We start from the raw sequence: 19107 nt of genomic DNA on the forward strand, positions 1-19107 counted from the left end.
CTCCCGGGCTGCGGCGCGCGCCCCCATGCTCCGTCGCCGGTGCGGCAGTTATCGGGGTGCGGAACCCAAGGGCCGCACGTAGGGTCCTGGCCCCATGGGTACGTTCCTCCACCAGCCGCGGTTGTGCGCCGACGAACTCCTCGGCGTGCTCCGCGCCCGCCTTCTCCCGGCCCGCCCGCAGCGGGCCACGACGGCCGCGGGCATCGACGTGATCGGTGTGGCGGTGACCCGGGACGGCGCGCGCCGTGCGTGGGACGAGTGGCGCGGCCGGTACGGCGAGACCGGGTGGTGGCCTTACGTCACGCAGCGGTCGCCGGAGGCCGTGGCCGCGGCGAGCCGGTACACGGGCGTCGACGCCGAGGCCCTCGCGGAGCGGATGGCCGGTGTGGTGGCGCAGGACCACGACGCCCGGGCGGCGTCCGTCGTGGTGTCCGGCTTCCGCTGGTCGACCGACTGCACCGGTGGCGGCGAGCAGGACCTGGAGGACTGGCGGGACGACTGGGACCCGGACCGGCTGGCCCTGCGGCTGGGCCCCGCGCTCGCGGATCCCCTGCCGGGGGCGTCGCGCTGGGTGTCGCGGGCGTGGGGCGGATGGGGCGGTCCCCGCTGGCTCAACTTCGTACCGGTGCGCGGCGGCCATGAGCTCCCCGTGGTGCTGCCCCACCTGATCGGGGCCAACGGGCACGGCCACGGGGACCGGGTCCTCACCCCGGCCGACGACGCGGCGCTGCTCAGGCGCTGGCGGGAGCAGTGGGGCGCCGAGGTTTTCCTCGCCGACGGCCCCCACCTGGAACTGGTCGTCGACAGACCGCCCCTGGACCCCCGGGGAGCGGCGCAGGCCGCCACGGAGCTGCTGGGCTACTGCAGCGACACGGTGCAGGACCCGTGCGGCGTCGGCGACGGCATGGCGCGCTCGACCATGTGGTCGCTGTGGTGGGACTAGCCAGGGGTGTCCGGCGGATCGAGGTCGTCCGGCCCTGATCCGCCGGACGCCCCCCGGGTCGCCCGGTCGGCGTCGGCCACGGCGTCCGGGCCGTCCACCCGGCCGCAGCAGTGTGCCGGAGGCGTAACAGCCTTGCACCACCCGCCGGAGGCGGGGTGGTCGCGGGTCGGCCGGGCGTCCATGATGGCTGCCGACGAGCCGTCAGGTCCGTCGGCTCGCACATGACTGGGGGGACACAGCATGCGCACCACGAAGAGCAGGAGCAGACTCGCGCTCGCGGCGGCGGGGACCGTACTGGCCTCGCTGGCGCTGTCCGCACCGGCCGCGCAGGCGACCGCGGGCACGGCCGCGGGGGAGACGGCCGGGAGGACCACCGCCGCCGCGGTGGGGGCCGTCGGCGGCGCTGCCTGCACGCCCGGCATCAAGGTCCTGGCGTCGCTGCCCGGGCCCGCGGAGGACCCGCGACCCTGGATGGCCACCACCGAGGTCAGGGGCATCGGCCGGTTCGGCCTCTCGGTCGGCCGCTCGCAGAACCGGCCCGTCTACTGGATCGGCAAGACGGTCCACGCCGTACCCCTTCCCAAGGGTTACGCCACCGGGCTCGTGGAGGCGGTGAACAAGTGGGGCGTCATGGTCGGCACCATGTCGGGCCCCGGCCTCCCGACGCGCGCGTTCCGCTACGCCCCGGGCTTCGCGCACGCCAACCCGCTGCCCGGCGGGGAGCGCGCCACCGACATCAACGACCACGGCCACAGCGTCGGCTACCGCACCCTTCCAGGAGGTGGCAAGGTCGGCCTGGAATGGGCGGGCGGCACCCTGCGCCGCGAGCTCGTGGTGCCCGCGCAGACCCGGTACCTCGAAGGGGTCAGCGGCATCAACAACGCGGGCCGGATCGTCGGCAACCACTATGCGGTGGTGGACGAGGACGGATACGAGGAGGGCTACGAGGCCGCCCTGATCTGGTCCGCCGACGCGGCGGCCCCGCCGGCCGAGCTGCCGGAGGTCAACCCGGGCGACTCCTACAGCGTCTACGAGCCGCGGGACATCGACGAGGCCGGCCGCATCGCCGGCACGTACCGCTTCACCCACGTGGACATCTCCAACGGCACGACCTGGCTCCCGCCGTACTCCGCCAGGACCGCCGCCCCGAACCTCGGCGACCGCACCCAGGGCACGTTCGAGGACATCAGCCCCACGACCGACGTGAGCGTCGGCACGGCATCCGACTCGGGCATCATCGGCCCCTTCCCGCCCGAGACGGCCCCGCCCCACCAGGCCCAACTCTGGAAGGGCAGCGGCCCGATGCTCGCCCTGCCCCGCCTCGCGAACACGCCCACCGCCCACGCGGGCGCGTACACCGTCACCGACGACGACCGGGTGGGCGGGTACGCGGTCGACGCCGCCGACCGCATGCACCCGGTGATCTGGACCTGCGCCTCGAAGCAGGCCCACCTGCCGACGTCCGGCTCGTAGCGGGCCCGCCCGCACGGAAGAACGGCGGGTGCCCGGCCCGAAGGCCGGGCACCCGCCGTCCACCGCGGTCCCGACGGGGCTCAGCCGTGCCAGGACCGCCACAGCGCCGCGTACGCACCGTCGGCGGCGACCAGTTCGTCATGGCTGCCCAGCTCACTGATCCGGCCGTCCTCGACCACGGCGATCACGTCCGCGTCGTGCGCGGTGTGCAGCCGGTGCGCGATCGCCACGACCGTACGCCCCTCCAGCACCCGGGCCAGCGACCGCTCCAGGTGCCGGGCGGCCCGCGGGTCCAGCAGCGAGGTCGCCTCGTCGAGCACCAGGGTGTGCGGGTCGGCCAGCACCAGCCGCGCCAGCGCGACCTGCTGCGCCTGCGCCGGGGTGAGCGCCGTACCGCCCGAGCCGACGGCGGTGTCCAGGCCGCCCTCCAGCGCCCGGGCCCAGTCGTCCGCGTCCACCGCGCCGAGCGCCGCCCACAGCTCGGCGTCCTCGGCGCCGGACCGCGCCAGCCGCAGGTTGTCCCGCAGGGTGCCCACGAACACGTGGTGCTCCTGGTTCACCAGCGCCACGTGCTCGCGCACCCGCTCGGCCGGCATCCGCGCCAGCCGCGCACCGCCGAGCGTGACCTCGCCCACCCGCGGCGCGTAGATGCCCGCGAGCAGCCGGCCCAGCGTCGACTTCCCCGCGCCCGAGGGCCCGACGAGGGCCATCCGCGTGCCGGGCGGCACCGACAGCGACACCTCGTGCAGCACGTCCACGCCCTCGCGATAGCCGAACCGCACGTCCTCCGCCCGTACGTCCCGCCCCTCCGGGGCGGTCCGCGGGTCCCCCGAGTCCGGTTCGATCTCGCGCACGCCCACCAGCCGGGCCAGGGACACCTGGGCCACCTGGAGTTCGTCGTACCAGCGCAGGATCAGACCGATCGGGTCGACCATCATCTGCGCGAGCAGCGCGCCCGTGGTGAGCTGCCCGACCGTCAGCCAGCCCCGGAACACGCAGTAGCCGCCGATCATCAGCACCGCGCCCAGGATGGTCACGAACGTGACGTTGATGACCGGGAAGAGCACCGAGCGCAGGAACAGCGTGTACCGCTCCCAGGCCGTCCACTCCCTGATCCGCCGGTCCGACAGCGCGATCCGGCGCCGGCCCAGCCGGTGCGCCTCCACCGTGCGCCCCGCGTCCACCGTCTCGGTCAGCACCGCGGCCACCGCCGCGTACCCGGCCGCCTCCGACCGGTACGCCGACGGGGCCCGCCGGAAGTACCAGCGGCAGCCGATCACCAGGACCGGGAGCGCCACCAGCGCGGCCAGCGCCAGCGGCGGCGCGGTGACGGCGAGCGCCCCGTACAGCAGCCCGGCCCACACCACGCCGATGGCCAGCTGCGGCACGGCCTCGCGCATCGCGTTGGCCAGCCGGTCGACGTCGGTGGTGATGCGCGAGAGGAGGTCGCCGGTGCCGGCCCGCTCCAGCACTCCCGGCGGCAGCCCGACCGACCGCACCAGGAAGTCCTCGCGCAGATCGGCCAGCATCTCCTCGCCGAGCATGGCGCCGCGCAGCCGCACCATCCGGGTGAACACCGTCTGGACGGCCAGCGCCAGGGCGAACAGCAGCCCGATCCGCGGCAGGTGGAGCTCCACGGTCCCTTCGGACAGCCCGTCGACCACCGTGCCGAGCAGGTACGGGCCCACCATGGACGCCACGACGGCGACCGCGTTGACCGCGACCAGCAGCGCGAACGCCCGCCGGTGCCGCCGCAGCAGCCCGCGGACGTACGTCCGTACGGTCGCCGGCGTGCCCACCGGCAGGGTGGCGGCCGACTCGGGGGCCGCCGGGTCATGGGCCGGGGGTGCCACGCCGATCATGCCGATTCCTCGATCCCGGTGAGTTCTTCCCGTCCCCGTCCGTCGGGGACGTGCGGGTCGGACGGTTCCGCGAGGCGCTGCTCCTCGTCGGTCTCGCGCGTCACCACCGCCCGGTAGCGGCGGTCGCCCGCCAGCAGCTCCCGGTGCGTGCCCACCGCCGCGGCCCGGCCCTCGTGGACGAGGACCACCCGGTCCGCGCGGTCCAGCAGCAGCGGCGAGGAGGCCAGCACCACGGTGGTGCGCCCGGCCCGGAGCCGGGCCACCCCGTCCGCGATCCGCGCCTCGGTGTGCGAGTCCACCGCGGAGGTCGGTTCGTCCAGCACCAGCACCTGCGGGTCGGCCACCAGGGACCGGGCCAGCGCCAGGCGCTGGCGCTGGCCGCCCGAGAGCGACCGGCCGCGCTCCGTGATGCGCGCGTCCATGGGGTCGGTGACGCCGTCGGGGGCGGACTGCAGCAGCGCGTCCAGCACGTCCCCGCACTGCGCGGCGGCGAGCGCGTCGGCCGCCGGGACGTGCCGGGCGCCCGGTACGTCGAGCAGCTCGCGCAAGGTCCCGGACAGCAGCACCGGATCCTTGTCCTGCACCAGGACGCAGGTCCGGGCGGCCGCCAGCGGCAGCTCGTCGAGTGCCGCGCCGCCGAGCAGCACGGACGGATCGCCCGCGGCCTCGGCGGGATGCCCGCCGAGCCGTGCGGCGAGGCGTCCGGCCAGGTCGGGGTCGCCGCAGACGACGGCGGTGAGGTCGCCCGCCGGAGCGAGGACGCCGGTCGCGGGGTCGTACAGGTCCCCTTCGGGCAGCTGCGGGCCGTCGGGCAGCACCAGCACGTCCGCGGCGGAGCCCACGGCGGTCGCCGCGGCCGCGCCGGCCTCCGTGCCCGACCCGGCCGCGGCGGCCTCCGCGTCGGTCCGCGTCAGGGACAGCACCCGCGCCGCCCGCTTCGCGGACGGACGGGAGAAGGAGTACGCCATCGCGATCTCCTCGAAGTGCCGGAGCGGGTAGTTCATGACGGCCACCGCGCTGAACACGGTGACCAGTTCGCCGACCGCGATCCGCCCGTCCCGGACGAGCGAGGCCCCGTACCAGACCACCGTCACCAGCAGCAGCCCCGGCAGCACCACCTGGATCGCCGCGATGACCGCCCACATCCGGGCGCTGTGCACCGCGGCCGCGCGCACCTCCTGAGAGGCCTCCCGGTACCGGCCCAGGAACAGCTCCTCGCCGCCGATGCCGCGCAGCACGCGCAGCCCGGCCACCGTGTCGGACGCCAGCTCGGTCGCCCGCCCGGCCTTCTCCCGCTGCGCGTCGGCCCGTTTCGTGGCCCGCGGCAGCAGCGGCAGCACGGCCAGCGCCAGCACCGGGACGCCGATCGCGATGACGACGCCGAGGGCCGGGGCGTACACGAGCAGTCCCACGCAGAGCACCACCACCGCGACCGCGGCGGCCAGGAACCGCGAGACCGCCTCGACGAACCAGCCGATCTTCTCCACGTCGCCGGTGGAGACGGCCACCACCTCGCCCGCCGCCACCTGCCGGGTCAGCGCCGCGCCCAACTGCGCGGTCTTGCGGGCGAGCAGCTGCTGCACCCGGGCCGCCGCGGTGATCCAGTTGGTGACCGCGGTGCGGTGCAGCATCGTGTCGCCGAGCGAGATCGCGATGCCGCAGACCACCAGCAGCGCGCCCACCAGCACCAGCCGGCCGCCGTCGCGGTCCACGGCGGCTTCCACGCCCGTGCCGACGACGAAGGGCAGTCCCGCGATGCCCACGTGGTGCAGTACGCCCCACGCCAGGCTCTTGAGCTGTCCGCCGAGCTGGCCGCGCCCCAGCCACCACAGGAACCGGGGCCCCGAGCGGGCATCGGGTACGCCGGGATCCGGGTACGGGAGATCGCTGATCTGCATGACGCCCCATGGTTCGAAGGGTTCCAAACCACGCAAGGTTCGCCTTCCGGGAACCGCGGGGGCAATCGATTTTCCGCGCCGCGAGGACCTCCGCGGGCCGGGTTTGCGGTCAGGGCCGGGTGGCGCGCTCCAGCTGCAGCAGCACCGACTCGTAGCGGCGCCCGGTGGCCCGGTCCATGCCCACCTCGCACATGCGGTTCGCCGACAGGTGGGCGTCGTACGGCCGGGCGGTGACCTCCGCCGCCTCCTTCTCCGTCGCGGCGGCCGTCAGCTCCGGGTGCAGCATGCCCCGGTCGCCCGCGAAGGCGCAGCACCCCGCGTCGGCCGGCACGACCACCTCCTCGGCACACGCCCGGGCCACGGCCACCAGCTGCTCCTCGTCGCCGAGACGCCGCGTCGCGCAGGTCGGGTGCAGGACCGCGGAGCCGACGGTGCGGTACACGTCGAGGTGCGGCAGCAGGTGGTCGGCGGCCCACACCACCGAGTCGAGCACGGTCAGTTCCGCGTGCAGTTCCTTGTTGTCGTCGGTCAGGAACGGCACCACCTCGCGCGCGATCCCCAGCGTGCAGGACGACGCGTCCACCACCAACGGCAGCTTCCCGCCGGCCGTCCAGCCCCAGGCGGCCTCCACGATCCGGTTGGCCATCACGCGGTTGCCGTCGAGGTAGCCCTTGGAGTGCCAGATGGTGGCGCAGCAGGTGCCGGGGGCGTCCTTCGGGATCCACACGGGCTTCCCCGCCCGCGCCGAGACGGCCACCACGGCCTCGGGGAGGGACAGGTCGTGGGCGTCCGCCGGTCCGCCGAAGACGCGGTTGACGCAGGCGGGGTAGTACACGGCCGCGGCCCGGGCCCGGGGCGCCGACGGCGGCAGCCGCCGCGCGGCGGCCGCCGGGACCTCGGGCAGCCACTCGGGGACCAGGTCGGGTCGTACGGCCTTGCGCGCGGCCCCCGTCACCATCCGCAGCGGGGCGTCCCCGACCCGTTCCGCGACCGTGCCGGCGGCCGCCACGGCGAGCCGGGCCGCCCGCTCCACGACGGCGAAGTTCCGGGCGGCCAGCTCCGCGGCCCGCTCCTCGCCGGGGCCGTGCCGGCGGCCCCGGAACTCCCGCATCAGCGCGCCGGTGTCGATGCCCACCGGGCAGGCCAGGGCACAGGTGGAGTCACCCGCGCAGGTGTCCACGGCGTCGTACCCGTACGCCAGGAGCAGTTCGTCCAACACCGGCGAGCCGGGACTCTGCCGCAGCATCTCGCGGCGCAGCACGATGCGCTGGCGCGGAGTGGTCGTCAGGTCCTTGCTGGGGCACGTCGGTTCGCAGAACCCGCACTCGATGCAGGGGTCGCCGATCGCCTCGACCTTCGGAATGGTCTTCAGGCCCCGCAGGTGGGCGTCCGGGTCGCGGTCGAGCACGATGCGCGGGGCGAGCACGCCGTCCGGGTCGACGAGCTGCTTGGTGCGCCACATGAGCCCGGTGGCCCGCGGCCCCCACTCCAGCTCCAGGAACGGCGCGATGTTGCGGCCGGTGGCGTGCTCCGCCTTGAGCGAGCCGTCGAACCGCTCCACGACCAGCCGGCAGAAGGCGTCCATGAAGGCCGCGTACCGTGCCACGTCGGCCGGCTCCGCGGCGTCGAAGGCGAGCAGGAAGTGCAGGTTGCCGTGGGCCGCGTGGCCCGCCACCGCCGCGTCGAAGCCGTGCTCCGCCTGCAGCGCCAACAGGGCCCCGCACGCCTCCGCCAGCCGCGCCGGCGGTACGGCGAAGTCCTCCGTGATGAGCGTCGTACCCGGGGCGCGGGCGCCGCCGACGGCCGTCACGAACGCCCGGCGGGCCTTCCAGTACCCGGCGACCGTCGCCGCGTCGGAGACGAAGGCGTTGGTCACGGAGGGGACCGGGGCGACCAGCTCCAGCCCGGCCGCCACCTCGGCCGCCCTCGCCCCGTACGCGTCCCGCCCGGCCGCGTCGGGGGCGCGGAACTCGACCAGCAGGGCGGTGGTGTCCTTCGGCAGCTGCGCCCAGTCGGCGGGGACGCCCGGCACCCGCGCACAGGCGCGCAGGGTGTTGCCGTCCATCAGCTCGACCGCGAGCGCGCCCGCGGCGTTGAACGCCGGCACCGCGGCGGCAGCGGCGGGCAACGAGGGGAAGAACAGCAGGCCCGTGCACACCTCCCGGTCCAGCGCCACGGTGTCGAACACGGTCTCGGCGATGAAGCCGAAGGTGCCCTCGGAGCCGACCATCAGCCCCCGCAGGATCTCGACCGGGGTGGTCCCGTCGAGGTAGGCGTCGAGCCGGTAGCCGTTGGTGTTCTTGATCTCGAACTTGGCGCGGATCCGGGCCGCCAGCCCCGGTTCCGCCTCGATCTCCCGCTTGACCGCCATCAGCCCGGCGCACAGCGCCGGCTCCGCCCGGGCCAGCTCCTCGTCCGCGAGCGGGTCCGCGGTGTCGACCACGGTTCCGGTCGGCAGGACGAAGGTGAGCGAGGACAGGGTGCGGTACGAGTTCCGCGTCGTCCCCGCGGTCATGCCCGAGGCGTTGTTGGCCACGACCCCGCCGAGGGTGCACGCGATCGCGCTGGCCGGGTCCGGGCCCAGGATCCGCCCGTGGCGGGCGAGCGCGGCGTTGGCCCGGGCGACGGTGGTGCCGGGCCGGATCCGGGCCCGCCGCCCCCCGTCCAGGACCTCGACGCCGGACCAGTGGCGGCGTACGTCGACCAGGATGTCCTCGCCCTGGGCCTGTCCGTTGAGGGAGGTCCCCGCGGCCCGGAAGACCACCTCGCGCTGCTGCCCGTGCGCGTACGAGAGCACCGCGGAGACGTCGTCGACGTCCTCGGCCACCACGACCACCTGGGGCACGAACCGGTACGGCGAGGCGTCGGAGGCGTACCGCACCAGGTCGGACACCTTCCACAGGACCTTCTCCGCGCCCAGCAGCGCGATCAGGTCCTCGCGCAGCCGACGCGGGGTGCCGGACGCCAGGTGCTCCGGCACCCGGTCCGGGGACGGGCCGGTGATCTTACGGGGGCGCAGGGCCCCCGGCTTCGGCTCCAGCAGCGGCATCGTGCGGCCCCTCACCTTCGGGGCCTCGCGGCCCGTCGCCTCCGTGGCCTCGCGGCCCTCCACACCGTCCCGGGGCCAGCATCCCGCCCGGCGGGCCCTTTCGCCCGTTGCGGCGGGAGCTCCGCGTGGCGCACGGTGCCCGCGGGGCGCGGCCCGGTCCGCGCACCGCGAACGCGCTGGGCGCTGTCGGTACCTGCGGGTACCGTCGACACGGCGTCGACCCCGACCGGCGGACGACGCGCGCCGACCGCTGAAGGAGCCCATGCACCCGCACGAGCAGCCACCCGCCTGGACCCCCGCCGCCCAGCCGCTCGACCCCGGCCGGTCGGCGCCCGCCGAACCGCCGCGCGAGCTGCGCCGCATCCTGCGCCTGTTCCGTCTGTACCGCGGCCGGCTGGCGCTGGTCGGCCTGCTGGTCGGCGCCTCGTCACTGGTCGGGGTGGCCTCGCCGTTCCTGCTCCGCGAGATCCTCGACACCGCGATCCCGCAGGGCCGCACCGGCCTGCTCAGCCTGCTCGCCCTCGGCATGATCGCGACCGCCGTGGTCGGCAGCGTCTTCGGCGTGCTGCAGACGCTGATCTCCACGACCGTCGGCCAGCGGGTCATGCACGACCTGCGCACCGGCGTCTACGCGCAGCTCCAGCGGATGCCCCTGGCCTTCTTCACCCGCACCCGCACCGGCGAGGTGCAGTCCCGCATCGCCAACGACATCGGCGGCATGCAGGCCACGGTCACCTCCACCGCGACCTCGCTGGTCTCGAACCTGACCGCGGTGGTCGCCGCGGTCGTCGCGATGCTGGCCCTCGACTGGCGGCTCACCCTGGTCTCGCTGCTCCTGCTGCCGGTGTTCGTGTGGATCAGCCGCCGGGTCGGCCGCGAACGCAAGAAGATCACCACGCAGCGGCAGAAGCAGATGGCCGCCATGGCCGCTACCGTCACCGAGTCGCTGTCCGTCAGCGGCATCCTGCTCGGCCGCACCATGGGCCGCGCCGACTCGCTGACCCGCTCCTTCGCCGAGGAGTCCGAGCAGCTGGTGGCCCTCGAAGTGCGGTCCAGCATGGCCGGACGCTGGCGGATGGCCACCATCGGCATCGTCATGGCCGCCATGCCCGCCCTGATCTACTGGGCCGCCGGACTGTCCCTCCAGTCGGGCGCGCCCGCGCTGTCGCTCGGCACCCTGGTCGCCTTCGTCAGCCTCCAGCAGGGGCTGTTCCGGCCCGCGGTGAGCCTGCTGTCGACGGGCGTGCAGATGCAGACCTCCCTGGCCCTGTTCGCGCGCATCTTCGAGTACCTCGACCTGCCCGTGGACATCACCGAACCGGCCGAGCCGGTCCGGATCGCCCAGGCCGGGGGCGAGGTCCGCTTCGAGGGCGTGGAGTTCGCCTACGAGGGCCCGCGCGGCGGCGACCCGACCCTGTCCGGCATCGACGTCACCGTCCCGGCGGGCGGTTCGCTCGCGGTGGTCGGCCCCACCGGCTCGGGCAAGAGCACCCTCAGCTACCTCGTCCCGCGGCTGTACGACGTCACGGCCGGCCGGGTCACCCTCGACGGGGTCGACGTCCGCGACCTGGACTTCGACTCGCTCGCCCGGGCCGTCGGCGTGGTGTCCCAGGAGACGTACCTCTTCCACGCGTCGGTCGCGGAGAACCTGCGGTTCGCCAAGCCCGACGCCACCGACGAGGAACTGGCGGAGGCCGCCCGGGCCGCGCAGATCCACGACCACATCGCGTCCCTGCCGGACGGGTACGACACCCTGGTGGGGGAGCGCGGCTACCGGTTCTCGGGCGGCGAGAAGCAGCGGCTGGCCATCGCCCGGACGATCCTGCGCAACCCGCCGGTGCTGATCCTCGACGAGGCCACCAGCGCGCTCGACACCCGCACCGAGCACGCGGTGCAGCAGGCCATCGACGCGCTGTCCCGGGGCCGTACGACGATCACCATCGCGCACCGCCTCTCCACGGTGCGGGACGCCGACGAGATCGTCGTCCTCGACGGCGGCCGGATCGTCGAGCGCGGCACCCACGAGCAACTGCTGGCGGCCGACGGCCGCTACGCCGACCTGGTCCGCCGCGACGCGGAACTGGCCCCGACGCCGGGCTGAGGAGGCCACCCCGTCCAGAACGCCGGGCCCAGCGGGCCAACGTCTCGAAGCCCCGTCAGGCCGTCCCGTGGTGTGTGGGGGAGGCGCTTGAGGTGGTAGGGCAGGCTGGTCCGGAGGCAGGCCCGGGCCTGGGGTGGCCGAAGGCCAGGGCCGAAGGCCCCGAAGCCCCAGGGGTGGGCCTGCCGCAGGGCCTGCAGGCCCTACCGGGTCAAGCGCCGAGGGGACCCACACACCACGGGACGGCCGCCCCGCGCCACACGCCCCGCGCCACACGCCCCGCGCCACACGCCCCGCGCCACACGCCCCGCGCCACACGCCCCGCGCCGCCGCCCGGTATGGCCCCCGCCTCCCCCCCCGGCCGCCCCCGCCCACGGAAGGCCCCGGCAAGAGGAGCCCCCCGACAAGAGGAGCCCCCCGACCGTGGGACGGCCGGGACGCTCCGGTGCGATATGCCGGAAATCAGACGATCGCAGGGTTAGCGTGCCCGCATGCGCCGCCGCCGCAGTCCGCACTCCTCGCACTCCTCGCACTCCTCGTACCCGTCGTACCAGCCGTCCCCGCGCTCGCCGGGCACGTACCGCCCGTGGGGCAGACCGCCGCGCCGTCGGGCCCGGCTCACCCGCCGGGGCCGCCTCGCCGTCATCCTCGGGCTGGTCCTGGCCACCGGTTGCGTGCTCGTGGTCACCCTGCTCCCGGACGCCGAGCCGCCCGAGCAGCCCCGCAGGCTCCTGATCCCCGAGGGCTGGCGGGCGGTCCAGGTGTACGCCGCCGTCGACGAGGCCCTCGGCGTCCCGCCCGGCACCGCCCGGTCCGCCGTGCCGTCCGCGCACCTGGCGCTGCCGCCCGAGGCCAGGGGCAACCCCGAGGGCTACCTGTTCCCGGCGACGTACCCGGTGACCTCGAAGAGCACCCCGGCGTCCCTGCTCGCGTACATGGTCGACACCGCCAACCGGAACCTCGCCGCCGCCCCGCTGGCCGCCGCGGCCCGGGCCCACGGCATGACCCCGTACCAGACGGCGACGCTGGCCAGCATCGTGGAGGCGGAGGCCGAGACCCCCGCCGACATGGGGAAGGTGGCGCGCGTGGTGCACAACCGGCTGGCCCGATCCATGCCGCTCCAGATGGACTCGACCCTCAACTACGCCCTGCGCCGCCACACCGTCGACACCACCCTCGCGGACACCCGGATCGACAGCCCGTTCAACACCTACGAAAGGCGGGGGCTGCCGCCGACCCCCATCGGCAGCCCGGGCCTGGCGGCCCTGCGTGCGGCGGTCGCCCCGACCGCCGGGAACTGGCTGTTCTTCGTCACGGTCGGCCCCGGTGACACCCGCTTCAGTGCGACCTACGAGGAGCACCGGCGACACGTGGCCGACTTCAACGCCCGCCGCAGCACGGCGGCCGGGACCCCGCCCGCCCGCTGACGCGGTGCCCGCCCGGTTCAGCCCGCGGCCACGCCCGCCGGCTCGCGGGCCAGCAGCCGCCCGATCGCGGCGACCGCGGCGCGCCCGGCCCGGTTGGCGCCGATGGTGCTCGCCGAGGGTCCGTACCCGACCAGGTGGACCCGCTCGTCCCGGACCGCCCGGGTGTCCTCGACGCGGATGCCGCCGCCGGGCTCGCGCAGGTGCAGCGGGGCGAGGTGATCGACGGCGGCGCGGAAGCCGGTGGCCCACAGGACCACGTCCGCCTCGACGGCCGTTCCGTCGGCCCACTGCGCGCCGGTGTCGGTGAGGCGCTCGAACATGGGCCGGCGCGCCAGCACCCCGCCCTCCAGGCCGCGCCGGACGGCCTCGTTGAGCGGCAGTCCGGTCACCGACACCACGCTCTGTGGCGGCAGCCCCCGTCGTACCCGCTCGTCCACCAGTGCCACGGCCGCCCGCCCCTCGGCCTCGCCGAACGGCCCGTCGCGGAACACCGGCGGGCGCCGCGTCACCCAGGTCGTCTCCGCCGCGACCCCGGCGATCTCCAACAGGTGCTGCACCGCGGAGGTGCCGCCGCCCACCACGATGACGCGCCGGCCGGCGAAGGCCTCGGGCCCGGGGTAGTTCGCAGTGTGCAGCTGACGCCCCCGGAACACGTCCTGTCCCGGGTAGCGGGGCCAGAACGGCCGGTCCCACGTGCCGGTCGCGTTGATCAGCGCCCGCGCCGAGAAGACGCCTGCGGAGGTCTCGACGCGCAGTCGCCCGCCGTCGCCCTCGCGCACGGCACGCACGTCGACCGGGCGCAGCACGCCGAGGTCGAAGGCCTCCTCGTACCGCGCGAAGTACTCGCCGATCACCGCTGAGGACGGGCGGTCGGGATCGGCACCGGTCAGCTCCATGCCCGGCAGCGCGTGCATGCCGTGCACCCTGCCGTACGTGAGGGTGGGCCAGCGGAACTGCCACGCCCCGCCGGGGCGCGGCGCGTGGTCCAGCACGACGAAGTCACGGCCGGGCACGGAACCGGTCCGGCGCAGGTGGTAGGCACTCGACAGCCCCGCCTGCCCGGCACCGATGACGACGACGTCCACGTGTGTGACAGCACCCGCACCCGCACCCGCACCCGCGCCCGGGTCCGGACGCGGACCCGGACCCGCACCCAGGGCGGCCAGCTCACCAAGATTGTTCACGGTTCACCTAACGTGTCCTGCGCGGCGGATCTTCCCGCCCCCCGACCGACCGTTCCCGACTGCCCCCGACCACCCCTGCACCACAATGACCCCATGTCCCCCTTCACCACCCGGATCCTCGACATCCGCACCGGCCGCACCGAGACCGTCACCGACCTGACCGCCGCCTGCGAGGACTTCCTGGTCGAGGCCGCCGCCGGCCGCGACGGCCTGCTCAACGTCTTCGTCCCGCACGCCACCGCCGGCGTCGCCGTCCTGGAGACCGGCGCCGGCAGCGACGACGACCTGCTGGCCGCCCTGCGCGACCTGCTTCCCGCCGACGACCGCTGGCGCCACCGCCACGGCTCGCCGGGCCACGGCCGTGACCACGTGCTGCCGGCCATCGTGCCCCCGCACGCCACCCTCCCCGTCGTCGGCGGCCGCCTCTCCCTCGGGACCTGGCAGTCGGTCTGCCTGGTCGACACGAACAAGGACAACCCCGACCGCCAGGTCCGGCTCTCCTTCCTCGGCTGAGCTCGCGGACGGCCCGCCGGTTCATCCGGCCACCAGTCCCCCAGTCCCCCAGTCCCCCGTCCTCCCGTCCCCCGTTCACCCGTTCGGGTCAAGGCGGAGCGCGGCCCCGGGGCGGGTCGGGGAGGATCGGAGGGTCGTCCGAGGGCGAGTCGAATCGAGGAGTCGCGATGGCCCTGCACGAGACCCGACGGGAAGCCCAGGAGGCCTTCGCGGACCTCTACGCGATGCCCGTGACCGCCGAGGCGCTGCCGAAGAACCGCATGCCCGACAACAGCTCCGACCCGCGCGCGATCCGGACCCTGATCCAGGACGAGCTGGAGCTCGACGGGAACGCGGCGCAGAACCTGGCCACCTTCTGCACCACGTGGAGCGACCCCGAGGTCCACCTGCTCATGGACGCCGGCCTGAGCAAGAACATGATCGACAAGGACGAGTACCCGCAGACCGCGGAGATCGAGTCCCGCTGCGTGCAGATCCTCTCCGACCTCTGGCACGCCCCGGCCGGCTCCAACGCCACGGGCTGCTCCACCACCGGCTCCAGCGAGGCCGCCATGCTCGGCGGCATGGCCCTCAAGTGGCGTTGGCGCGAGCGCATGCGCGCCGCGGGCAAGCCGACCGACCGGCCCAACCTCGTGTGCGGCCCGGTGCAGGTCTGCTGGGAGAAGTTCGCCCGCTACTTCGACGTCGAGCTGCGCCAGATCCCGCTGGAACCCGACGCCACCGGCCTGCGCCCGCACCAGCTGCGCGAGTACGTCGACGAGAACACCATCGGCGTCGTCGCCATCCTCGGCGTCACGTACACCTGCGACTACGAGCCGGTGCAGGCCATGGCCGACGAACTCGACGCCATCCAGGAGGACACGGGCATCGACGTCCCCCTGCACATCGACGCCGCCAGCGGCGGCTTCGTCGCGCCCTTCATCCAGCCCGACCTCGCCTGGGACTTCCGGGTGCCCCGCGTGGTCTCCATCAACACCTCGGGCCACAAGTACGGCATGGCCCCGCTCGGCGTCGGCTGGGTGATCTGGCGCTCTCCCGAACACCTCCCCGACGAGCTGGTGTTCAAGGTCAGCTACCTGGGCGGCGACATGCCCACGTTCGCCCTCAACTTCTCGCGCCCCGGCGGCTCCGTCATCGCCCAGTACTACATCCTGCTCCGGCTGGGCCGGGCCGGCTTCCGGCACGTGTACGAGGCGGCCGGCGCCACCGCGCGCGCCCTCGGCCAGGCCATCTCCGAGATGGGCCCCTTCACGTTGCTGTACGACGGCGAGGGCGGGTTGCCCGCCGTCTCGTGGACGCTCACCGACCCCGAGAACGCGCCCTTCACGCTCTACGAGCTCACCGAACGGCTCCGGCTGCGCGGCTGGCAGGTGCCCGCCTACCCGCTGCCGCCCGCCCGCGACGAGACCGTCATCCAGCGCGTCCTGATCCGCCACGGCATCACCCCCGACAAGATCGCCCTGCTCACCGACGACCTCGACGCGGCCGTCAAACACCTCCTCGCCGGGCCGGGTCGCGCGGCCACGCCGCGGCCGAGCTTCCACCACTGACCGGGCGCGCGGGCCGCGCGGGGCCCGGCTCCGCGCGGCCTCCGGCGTGTGGTGTTCGCGCGGCCCGCTGTCGCACCGTTGGAGGTGCGACGGCGGGCCGTGCGTTGTCCGTGCGTGCGTGGGTGCGTCCGTGCGTGGGTTGTCCGTGTGTGGGTTGTCCGTGCGTGCGTCGTCAGGTCGTCCCCGCCGGCTCGGGGGCGGCCCGCGTCGGGACGGGGCCCGTGAAGGGGGTGGTGCGGGTGGGGGCGGCGAAGAGGGGGTGGAGGAGGACGGTGGCGGAGGCGGCCGCGAGCACGTCCGGGCCCGCGTGCGGGGAGACGATGCGGTCCGGGTCGTCGCAGACCCGGGAGTGCTCGAGGGCCGAGCTGCGGATCTCGGCGAGGTAGTCGGGGTCGGCCAGGCTCGACTGCTCGGTGACCACGACCAGGTCCGGGTTGAACACGTCCAGCAGCAGTGCCACCGCGCGGCCCACCGCCCGGGCCCGCTCCCGCAGCAGGTCCGCGGCCCCGTCGTGCCCCGCAGCGGCGGCGGCCAGCACCGCGGCCATCCGGGGCGCGTCGACGATGCCGCGCCGGACGGCCTCGGCCGCGACGGCGGTGTCGGAGGCGGTGGCGCCCAGACAGCCCGTACGGCCGCACGCGCAGGCGGTGTCCGATCCCGGAACCGGCAGGTGGGCGACCTCGCCCGCACCCGCCCCCGGCCCCTGGTGGATCACCCCGGCCGTGCCGAAGGCGGCGTCCACGACGTTGCCGACGAACAGGTGCACCAGACTGCGCCGGGCCCCCGGGCGGCCGAAGAGGATCTCCGACTGGGCCACCGCGCGGGCGTGGTTGTCGAGGCGCACCGGCAGCCCCAGTCGCTCCTCCAACTCGGCCGCGAGCGGGCGGTCGTACCAGCCCAGGGCGTCGTGCCGGACCACCACGCCGTCGGCGGGCCGCACCCAACGGCCGACGGCAGCGCCGACGCCGAGCAGCGGCCGCTCGCGCGCCGACTCGCGCAGCAGCAGCAGGAGTTCGTCGGCGACCCGGGCGGGGATGCGGTCCGGGGGCAGGTCCTCGTGCCAGACCACGCGGCGCTCCAGCACGCGTCCCCGCAGGTCCACCACTCCGACCGTGGAGCCGGGCACGCCGATGTGGAGTGCGCCGGCGACGGGTCCGCCCAGCTCGCCGGTGTGGAGGTCGAGCGGCATCTGCGGGCGACCCACCCCGGCCGGGGTGGCCAGCTCGGGCAACTCCCGCACCAGGCCGAGCCGGAGGAGCTCGGTGCACTGGCGCGAGACGGCCGCCGGGCTCAGCCCGCAGCTGCGGGCGATCGCCCCGCGCGCGACCGGGCCCTCGGCGAGCACGGTGCGCAGCACGGTGGCCGCGTTCGCCTCGCGCCGGCCGTCGCCGGCCGCGGGGGCGCCGGGCCGGTCGTGGCCGAGTGTCACGGATTTCCTCCCGCCGTGTTGCGCGTTGTTGCGTCGGCGTGAATTCCCGGGTTGGCCGGAAGCCGTCGGACGGGGGTCGGGACCGACATCGGGCGCCTGCCCGTCACTCGCAGACATTGCAGGTCAGAGTGGGTGTACGGGCTTTGTGGAGCGGTCCGGCACGAGGGCGGTCGTCGATTGTTGCGCGTCAACCGACCGGCCTTGACCGCCCTGTTCGGCGCTGACACGCTCCCGGCCATGGCCACCGCGGTTTCGGCCATCCTCTCCGACATCTTCCTCCTCCGGTCCCTGCTCGTTTTCCCTCTCCGGTCCCTGCTCGTTCTGCTGGTTCTGCTCGTTCTTGCTGGTTCCGTCCGTTCTGCTGGTTCTGCTGGTTCTGCTGGGCCTACTGGTTCTGCCGGTTCCGGGAAGTGTCGCACCTGCATTCCTTCCGCAGCGAAAAGAATTCCGAAAGGCGCCCGCCATGACCTCCGCAACCCCCGACTCCGCCTCCGTGGACCCCGGCTCCGCGGCCCCGACCGTCACGAAGCTGGGCGGCCGGATCGGCGCCGTCGTCGACGGCGTCAAGCTCGGCCCGGACCTCGACGCGGCCGCCGTCGCCGCCGTCCGCGCCGCGCTCCTCGAGCACAAGGTCGTCTTCTTCCGCGGCCAGCACCACCTCGACGAGGGGGCCCACGAGGGCTTCGCCGGGCTGCTCGGCACCCCCGTCGCGCACCCCACCGTCCCCGCCGCCGACGGCCGTTACTCCCTCGGCATCGACTCCGACCACGGCGCCCGCGCCAACCAGTGGCACACCGACGTCACGTTCGTCCCCGCCTACCCCGCGTTCTCGATCCTGCGGGCCGTGACCATCCCCCCGTACGGCGGCGACACCCTGTGGGCCAACACCGCCACCGCGTACGCGAACCTTCCCGGGCCGCTGCGCGCCCTCGCCGACGGCCTGCGCGCGGTGCACACCAACGAGTACGACTACGCGGCGCTCAAGCCCGGCGCGGCTCCCGAGCTCCTCGCGCAGTACCGCGAGGTGTTCACGTCCACGGTCTACCGCACCGAGCACCCGGTCGTCCGGGTGCACCCCGAGACGGGGGAGCGGACCCTGCTCCTGGGCAACTTCGTCCAGCGCATCGCCGGACTCACCGGGCGCGACTCCCGGGCCCTGCTCGATCTGTTCCAGGCCCACGTCGAGCTCCCCGAGAACACCGTCCGCTGGCAGTGGCAGCCCGGTGACGTGGCCATCTGGGACAACCGCGCCACCCAGCACTACGGCGTCGACGACTCCGACGCGCACGACCGCAAGCTGCGCCGGGTGACCGTCGACGGTGACGTGCCGGTCGGGGTGGACGGCGTGCACTCCCGCCTGCTGGAGCCCGCCGCCGTGCCCGAGCCGCCGTTCGGCCTGCCGTCGGGGACTTCGGGCTCGGGGGCTTCGGCCCCGGCTGCGGCTGCTTGAGGTTGAGGTTTGGGTGTCGGCTGCCGGCTCTTGAGGGCTGGGTGTCGGCTTCGCTGCCCGAGCCCGCTGCGGCGGACCGGGTCGGGGGGTGTCGGGGGCCCCGTGGTGTGTGGGTCCCCTCGGCGCTTGACAGGGGTGGCCTGCAGGCCCTGCGGCAGGCCCACCCCGAGGGCTTCGGGGCTTCGCCCGGGCCTGCGGCCCCCCTCGGCCCGGGCCTGCCTCCGGACCAGC

12 protein-coding genes are annotated in these 19107 nt (G+C 74.8%); 7 read left to right on the top strand and 5 right to left on the bottom strand.

The annotated features are described in order from the left end of the window. Positions 1 to 94: 94 nt before the first annotated feature. On the top strand, positions 95 to 943 hold the full coding sequence (locus ACIQCH_RS28635; protein WP_402585522.1) for a DUF4253 domain-containing protein: 849 nt from the start codon (positions 95 to 97) through the stop codon (positions 941 to 943). 240 nt (positions 944 to 1183) lie between these two features. Further along, a complete protein-coding gene (locus ACIQCH_RS28640) occupies positions 1184 to 2416 on the top strand; it encodes a hypothetical protein (protein WP_402585524.1) in 1233 nt (410 codons plus the stop codon). Between the two features lie 80 nt (positions 2417 to 2496). Here the strand turns inward: ACIQCH_RS28640 and ACIQCH_RS28645 are convergent, their stop codons facing one another. The 3 genes from ACIQCH_RS28645 to ACIQCH_RS28655 form a co-directional block, all read right to left on the bottom strand. Beyond that, positions 2497 to 4278, bottom strand: coding sequence for an ABC transporter ATP-binding protein (locus ACIQCH_RS28645; RefSeq protein WP_402585526.1), 1782 nt, complete (start codon positions 4276 to 4278; stop codon positions 2497 to 2499). Further along, complete coding sequence (locus ACIQCH_RS28650; protein WP_402585528.1) at positions 4275 to 6176, bottom strand: ABC transporter transmembrane domain-containing protein; 1902 nt, start codon at positions 6174 to 6176, stop codon at positions 4275 to 4277. The genes ACIQCH_RS28645 and ACIQCH_RS28650 overlap by 4 nt, the downstream gene beginning before the upstream one ends. A 109-nt stretch (positions 6177 to 6285) precedes the next feature. Next, on the bottom strand, positions 6286 to 9225 hold the full coding sequence (locus tag ACIQCH_RS28655; RefSeq protein WP_402585530.1) for an FAD-binding and (Fe-S)-binding domain-containing protein: 2940 nt from the start codon (positions 9223 to 9225) through the stop codon (positions 6286 to 6288). Positions 9226 to 9487: 262 nt separating this feature from the next. Here ACIQCH_RS28655 and ACIQCH_RS28660 point away from each other — a divergent pair, with 262 nt between their 5' ends. Both ACIQCH_RS28660 and mltG read left to right on the top strand, forming a co-directional pair. Next, positions 9488 to 11326, top strand: coding sequence for an ABC transporter ATP-binding protein (locus ACIQCH_RS28660; RefSeq protein ID WP_402585532.1), 1839 nt, complete (start codon positions 9488 to 9490; stop codon positions 11324 to 11326). A gap of 488 nt (positions 11327 to 11814) precedes the next feature. After that, positions 11815 to 12750 (top strand): endolytic transglycosylase MltG, encoded by a 936-nt coding sequence (mltG, locus tag ACIQCH_RS28665; protein ID WP_402585534.1) that lies wholly within the window; start codon positions 11815 to 11817, stop codon positions 12748 to 12750. Positions 12751 to 12767: 17 nt separating this feature from the next. On the opposite strand, the gene ACIQCH_RS28670 is transcribed toward mltG, so the two are convergent. Next, positions 12768 to 13835 (bottom strand): NAD(P)-binding domain-containing protein, encoded by a 1068-nt coding sequence (locus ACIQCH_RS28670; RefSeq protein WP_402585550.1) that lies wholly within the window; start codon positions 13833 to 13835, stop codon positions 12768 to 12770. Between the two features lie 192 nt (positions 13836 to 14027). Between ACIQCH_RS28670 and ACIQCH_RS28675 the strand changes: the two genes are divergently transcribed. Beyond that, a complete protein-coding gene (locus ACIQCH_RS28675) occupies positions 14028 to 14447 on the top strand; it encodes a YjbQ family protein (RefSeq protein ID WP_402585536.1) in 420 nt (139 codons plus the stop codon). A 167-nt stretch (positions 14448 to 14614) separates the two neighbouring features. After that, complete coding sequence (locus tag ACIQCH_RS28680; protein ID WP_402585538.1) at positions 14615 to 15997, top strand: glutamate decarboxylase; 1383 nt, start codon at positions 14615 to 14617, stop codon at positions 15995 to 15997. Positions 15998 to 16169: 172 nt separating this feature from the next. On the opposite strand, the gene ACIQCH_RS28685 is transcribed toward ACIQCH_RS28680, so the two are convergent. Beyond that, positions 16170 to 17426: an ROK family protein gene (locus tag ACIQCH_RS28685; protein WP_402585540.1), complete on the bottom strand. Its 1257-nt coding sequence runs from the start codon at positions 17424 to 17426 to the stop codon at positions 16170 to 16172. A 463-nt stretch (positions 17427 to 17889) separates the two neighbouring features. On the opposite strand from ACIQCH_RS28685, the gene ACIQCH_RS28690 reads away from it, so the two are divergent. After that, positions 17890 to 18876: a TauD/TfdA dioxygenase family protein gene (locus ACIQCH_RS28690; RefSeq protein ID WP_402585542.1), complete on the top strand. Its 987-nt coding sequence runs from the start codon at positions 17890 to 17892 to the stop codon at positions 18874 to 18876. Positions 18877 to 19107: the final 231 nt, after the last annotated feature.

The organism is Streptomyces sp. NPDC093225 (genome assembly GCF_044753805.1).
Lineage (GTDB): Bacteria > Actinomycetota > Actinomycetes > Streptomycetales > Streptomycetaceae > Streptomyces.

Excerpts from the sequence above, each read along its gene's own strand:
- ACIQCH_RS28635 (WP_402585522.1), top strand. The coding sequence starts at position 95 with ATGGGTACGTTCCTCCACCAGCCGCGGTTGTGCGCCGACGAACTCCTC.
- ACIQCH_RS28640 (WP_402585524.1), top strand. The coding sequence starts at position 1,184 with ATGCGCACCACGAAGAGCAGGAGCAGACTCGCGCTCGCGGCGGCGGGG.
- ACIQCH_RS28645 (WP_402585526.1), bottom strand. The coding sequence starts at position 4,278 with ATGATCGGCGTGGCACCCCCGGCCCATGACCCGGCGGCCCCCGAGTCG.
- ACIQCH_RS28650 (WP_402585528.1), bottom strand. The coding sequence starts at position 6,176 with ATGCAGATCAGCGATCTCCCGTACCCGGATCCCGGCGTACCCGATGCC.
- ACIQCH_RS28655 (WP_402585530.1), bottom strand. The coding sequence starts at position 9,225 with ATGCCGCTGCTGGAGCCGAAGCCGGGGGCCCTGCGCCCCCGTAAGATC.
- ACIQCH_RS28660 (WP_402585532.1), top strand. The coding sequence starts at position 9,488 with ATGCACCCGCACGAGCAGCCACCCGCCTGGACCCCCGCCGCCCAGCCG.
- mltG (WP_402585534.1), top strand. The coding sequence starts at position 11,815 with ATGCGCCGCCGCCGCAGTCCGCACTCCTCGCACTCCTCGCACTCCTCG.
- ACIQCH_RS28675 (WP_402585536.1), top strand. The coding sequence starts at position 14,028 with ATGTCCCCCTTCACCACCCGGATCCTCGACATCCGCACCGGCCGCACC.
- ACIQCH_RS28680 (WP_402585538.1), top strand. The coding sequence starts at position 14,615 with ATGGCCCTGCACGAGACCCGACGGGAAGCCCAGGAGGCCTTCGCGGAC.
- ACIQCH_RS28690 (WP_402585542.1), top strand. The coding sequence starts at position 17,890 with ATGACCTCCGCAACCCCCGACTCCGCCTCCGTGGACCCCGGCTCCGCG.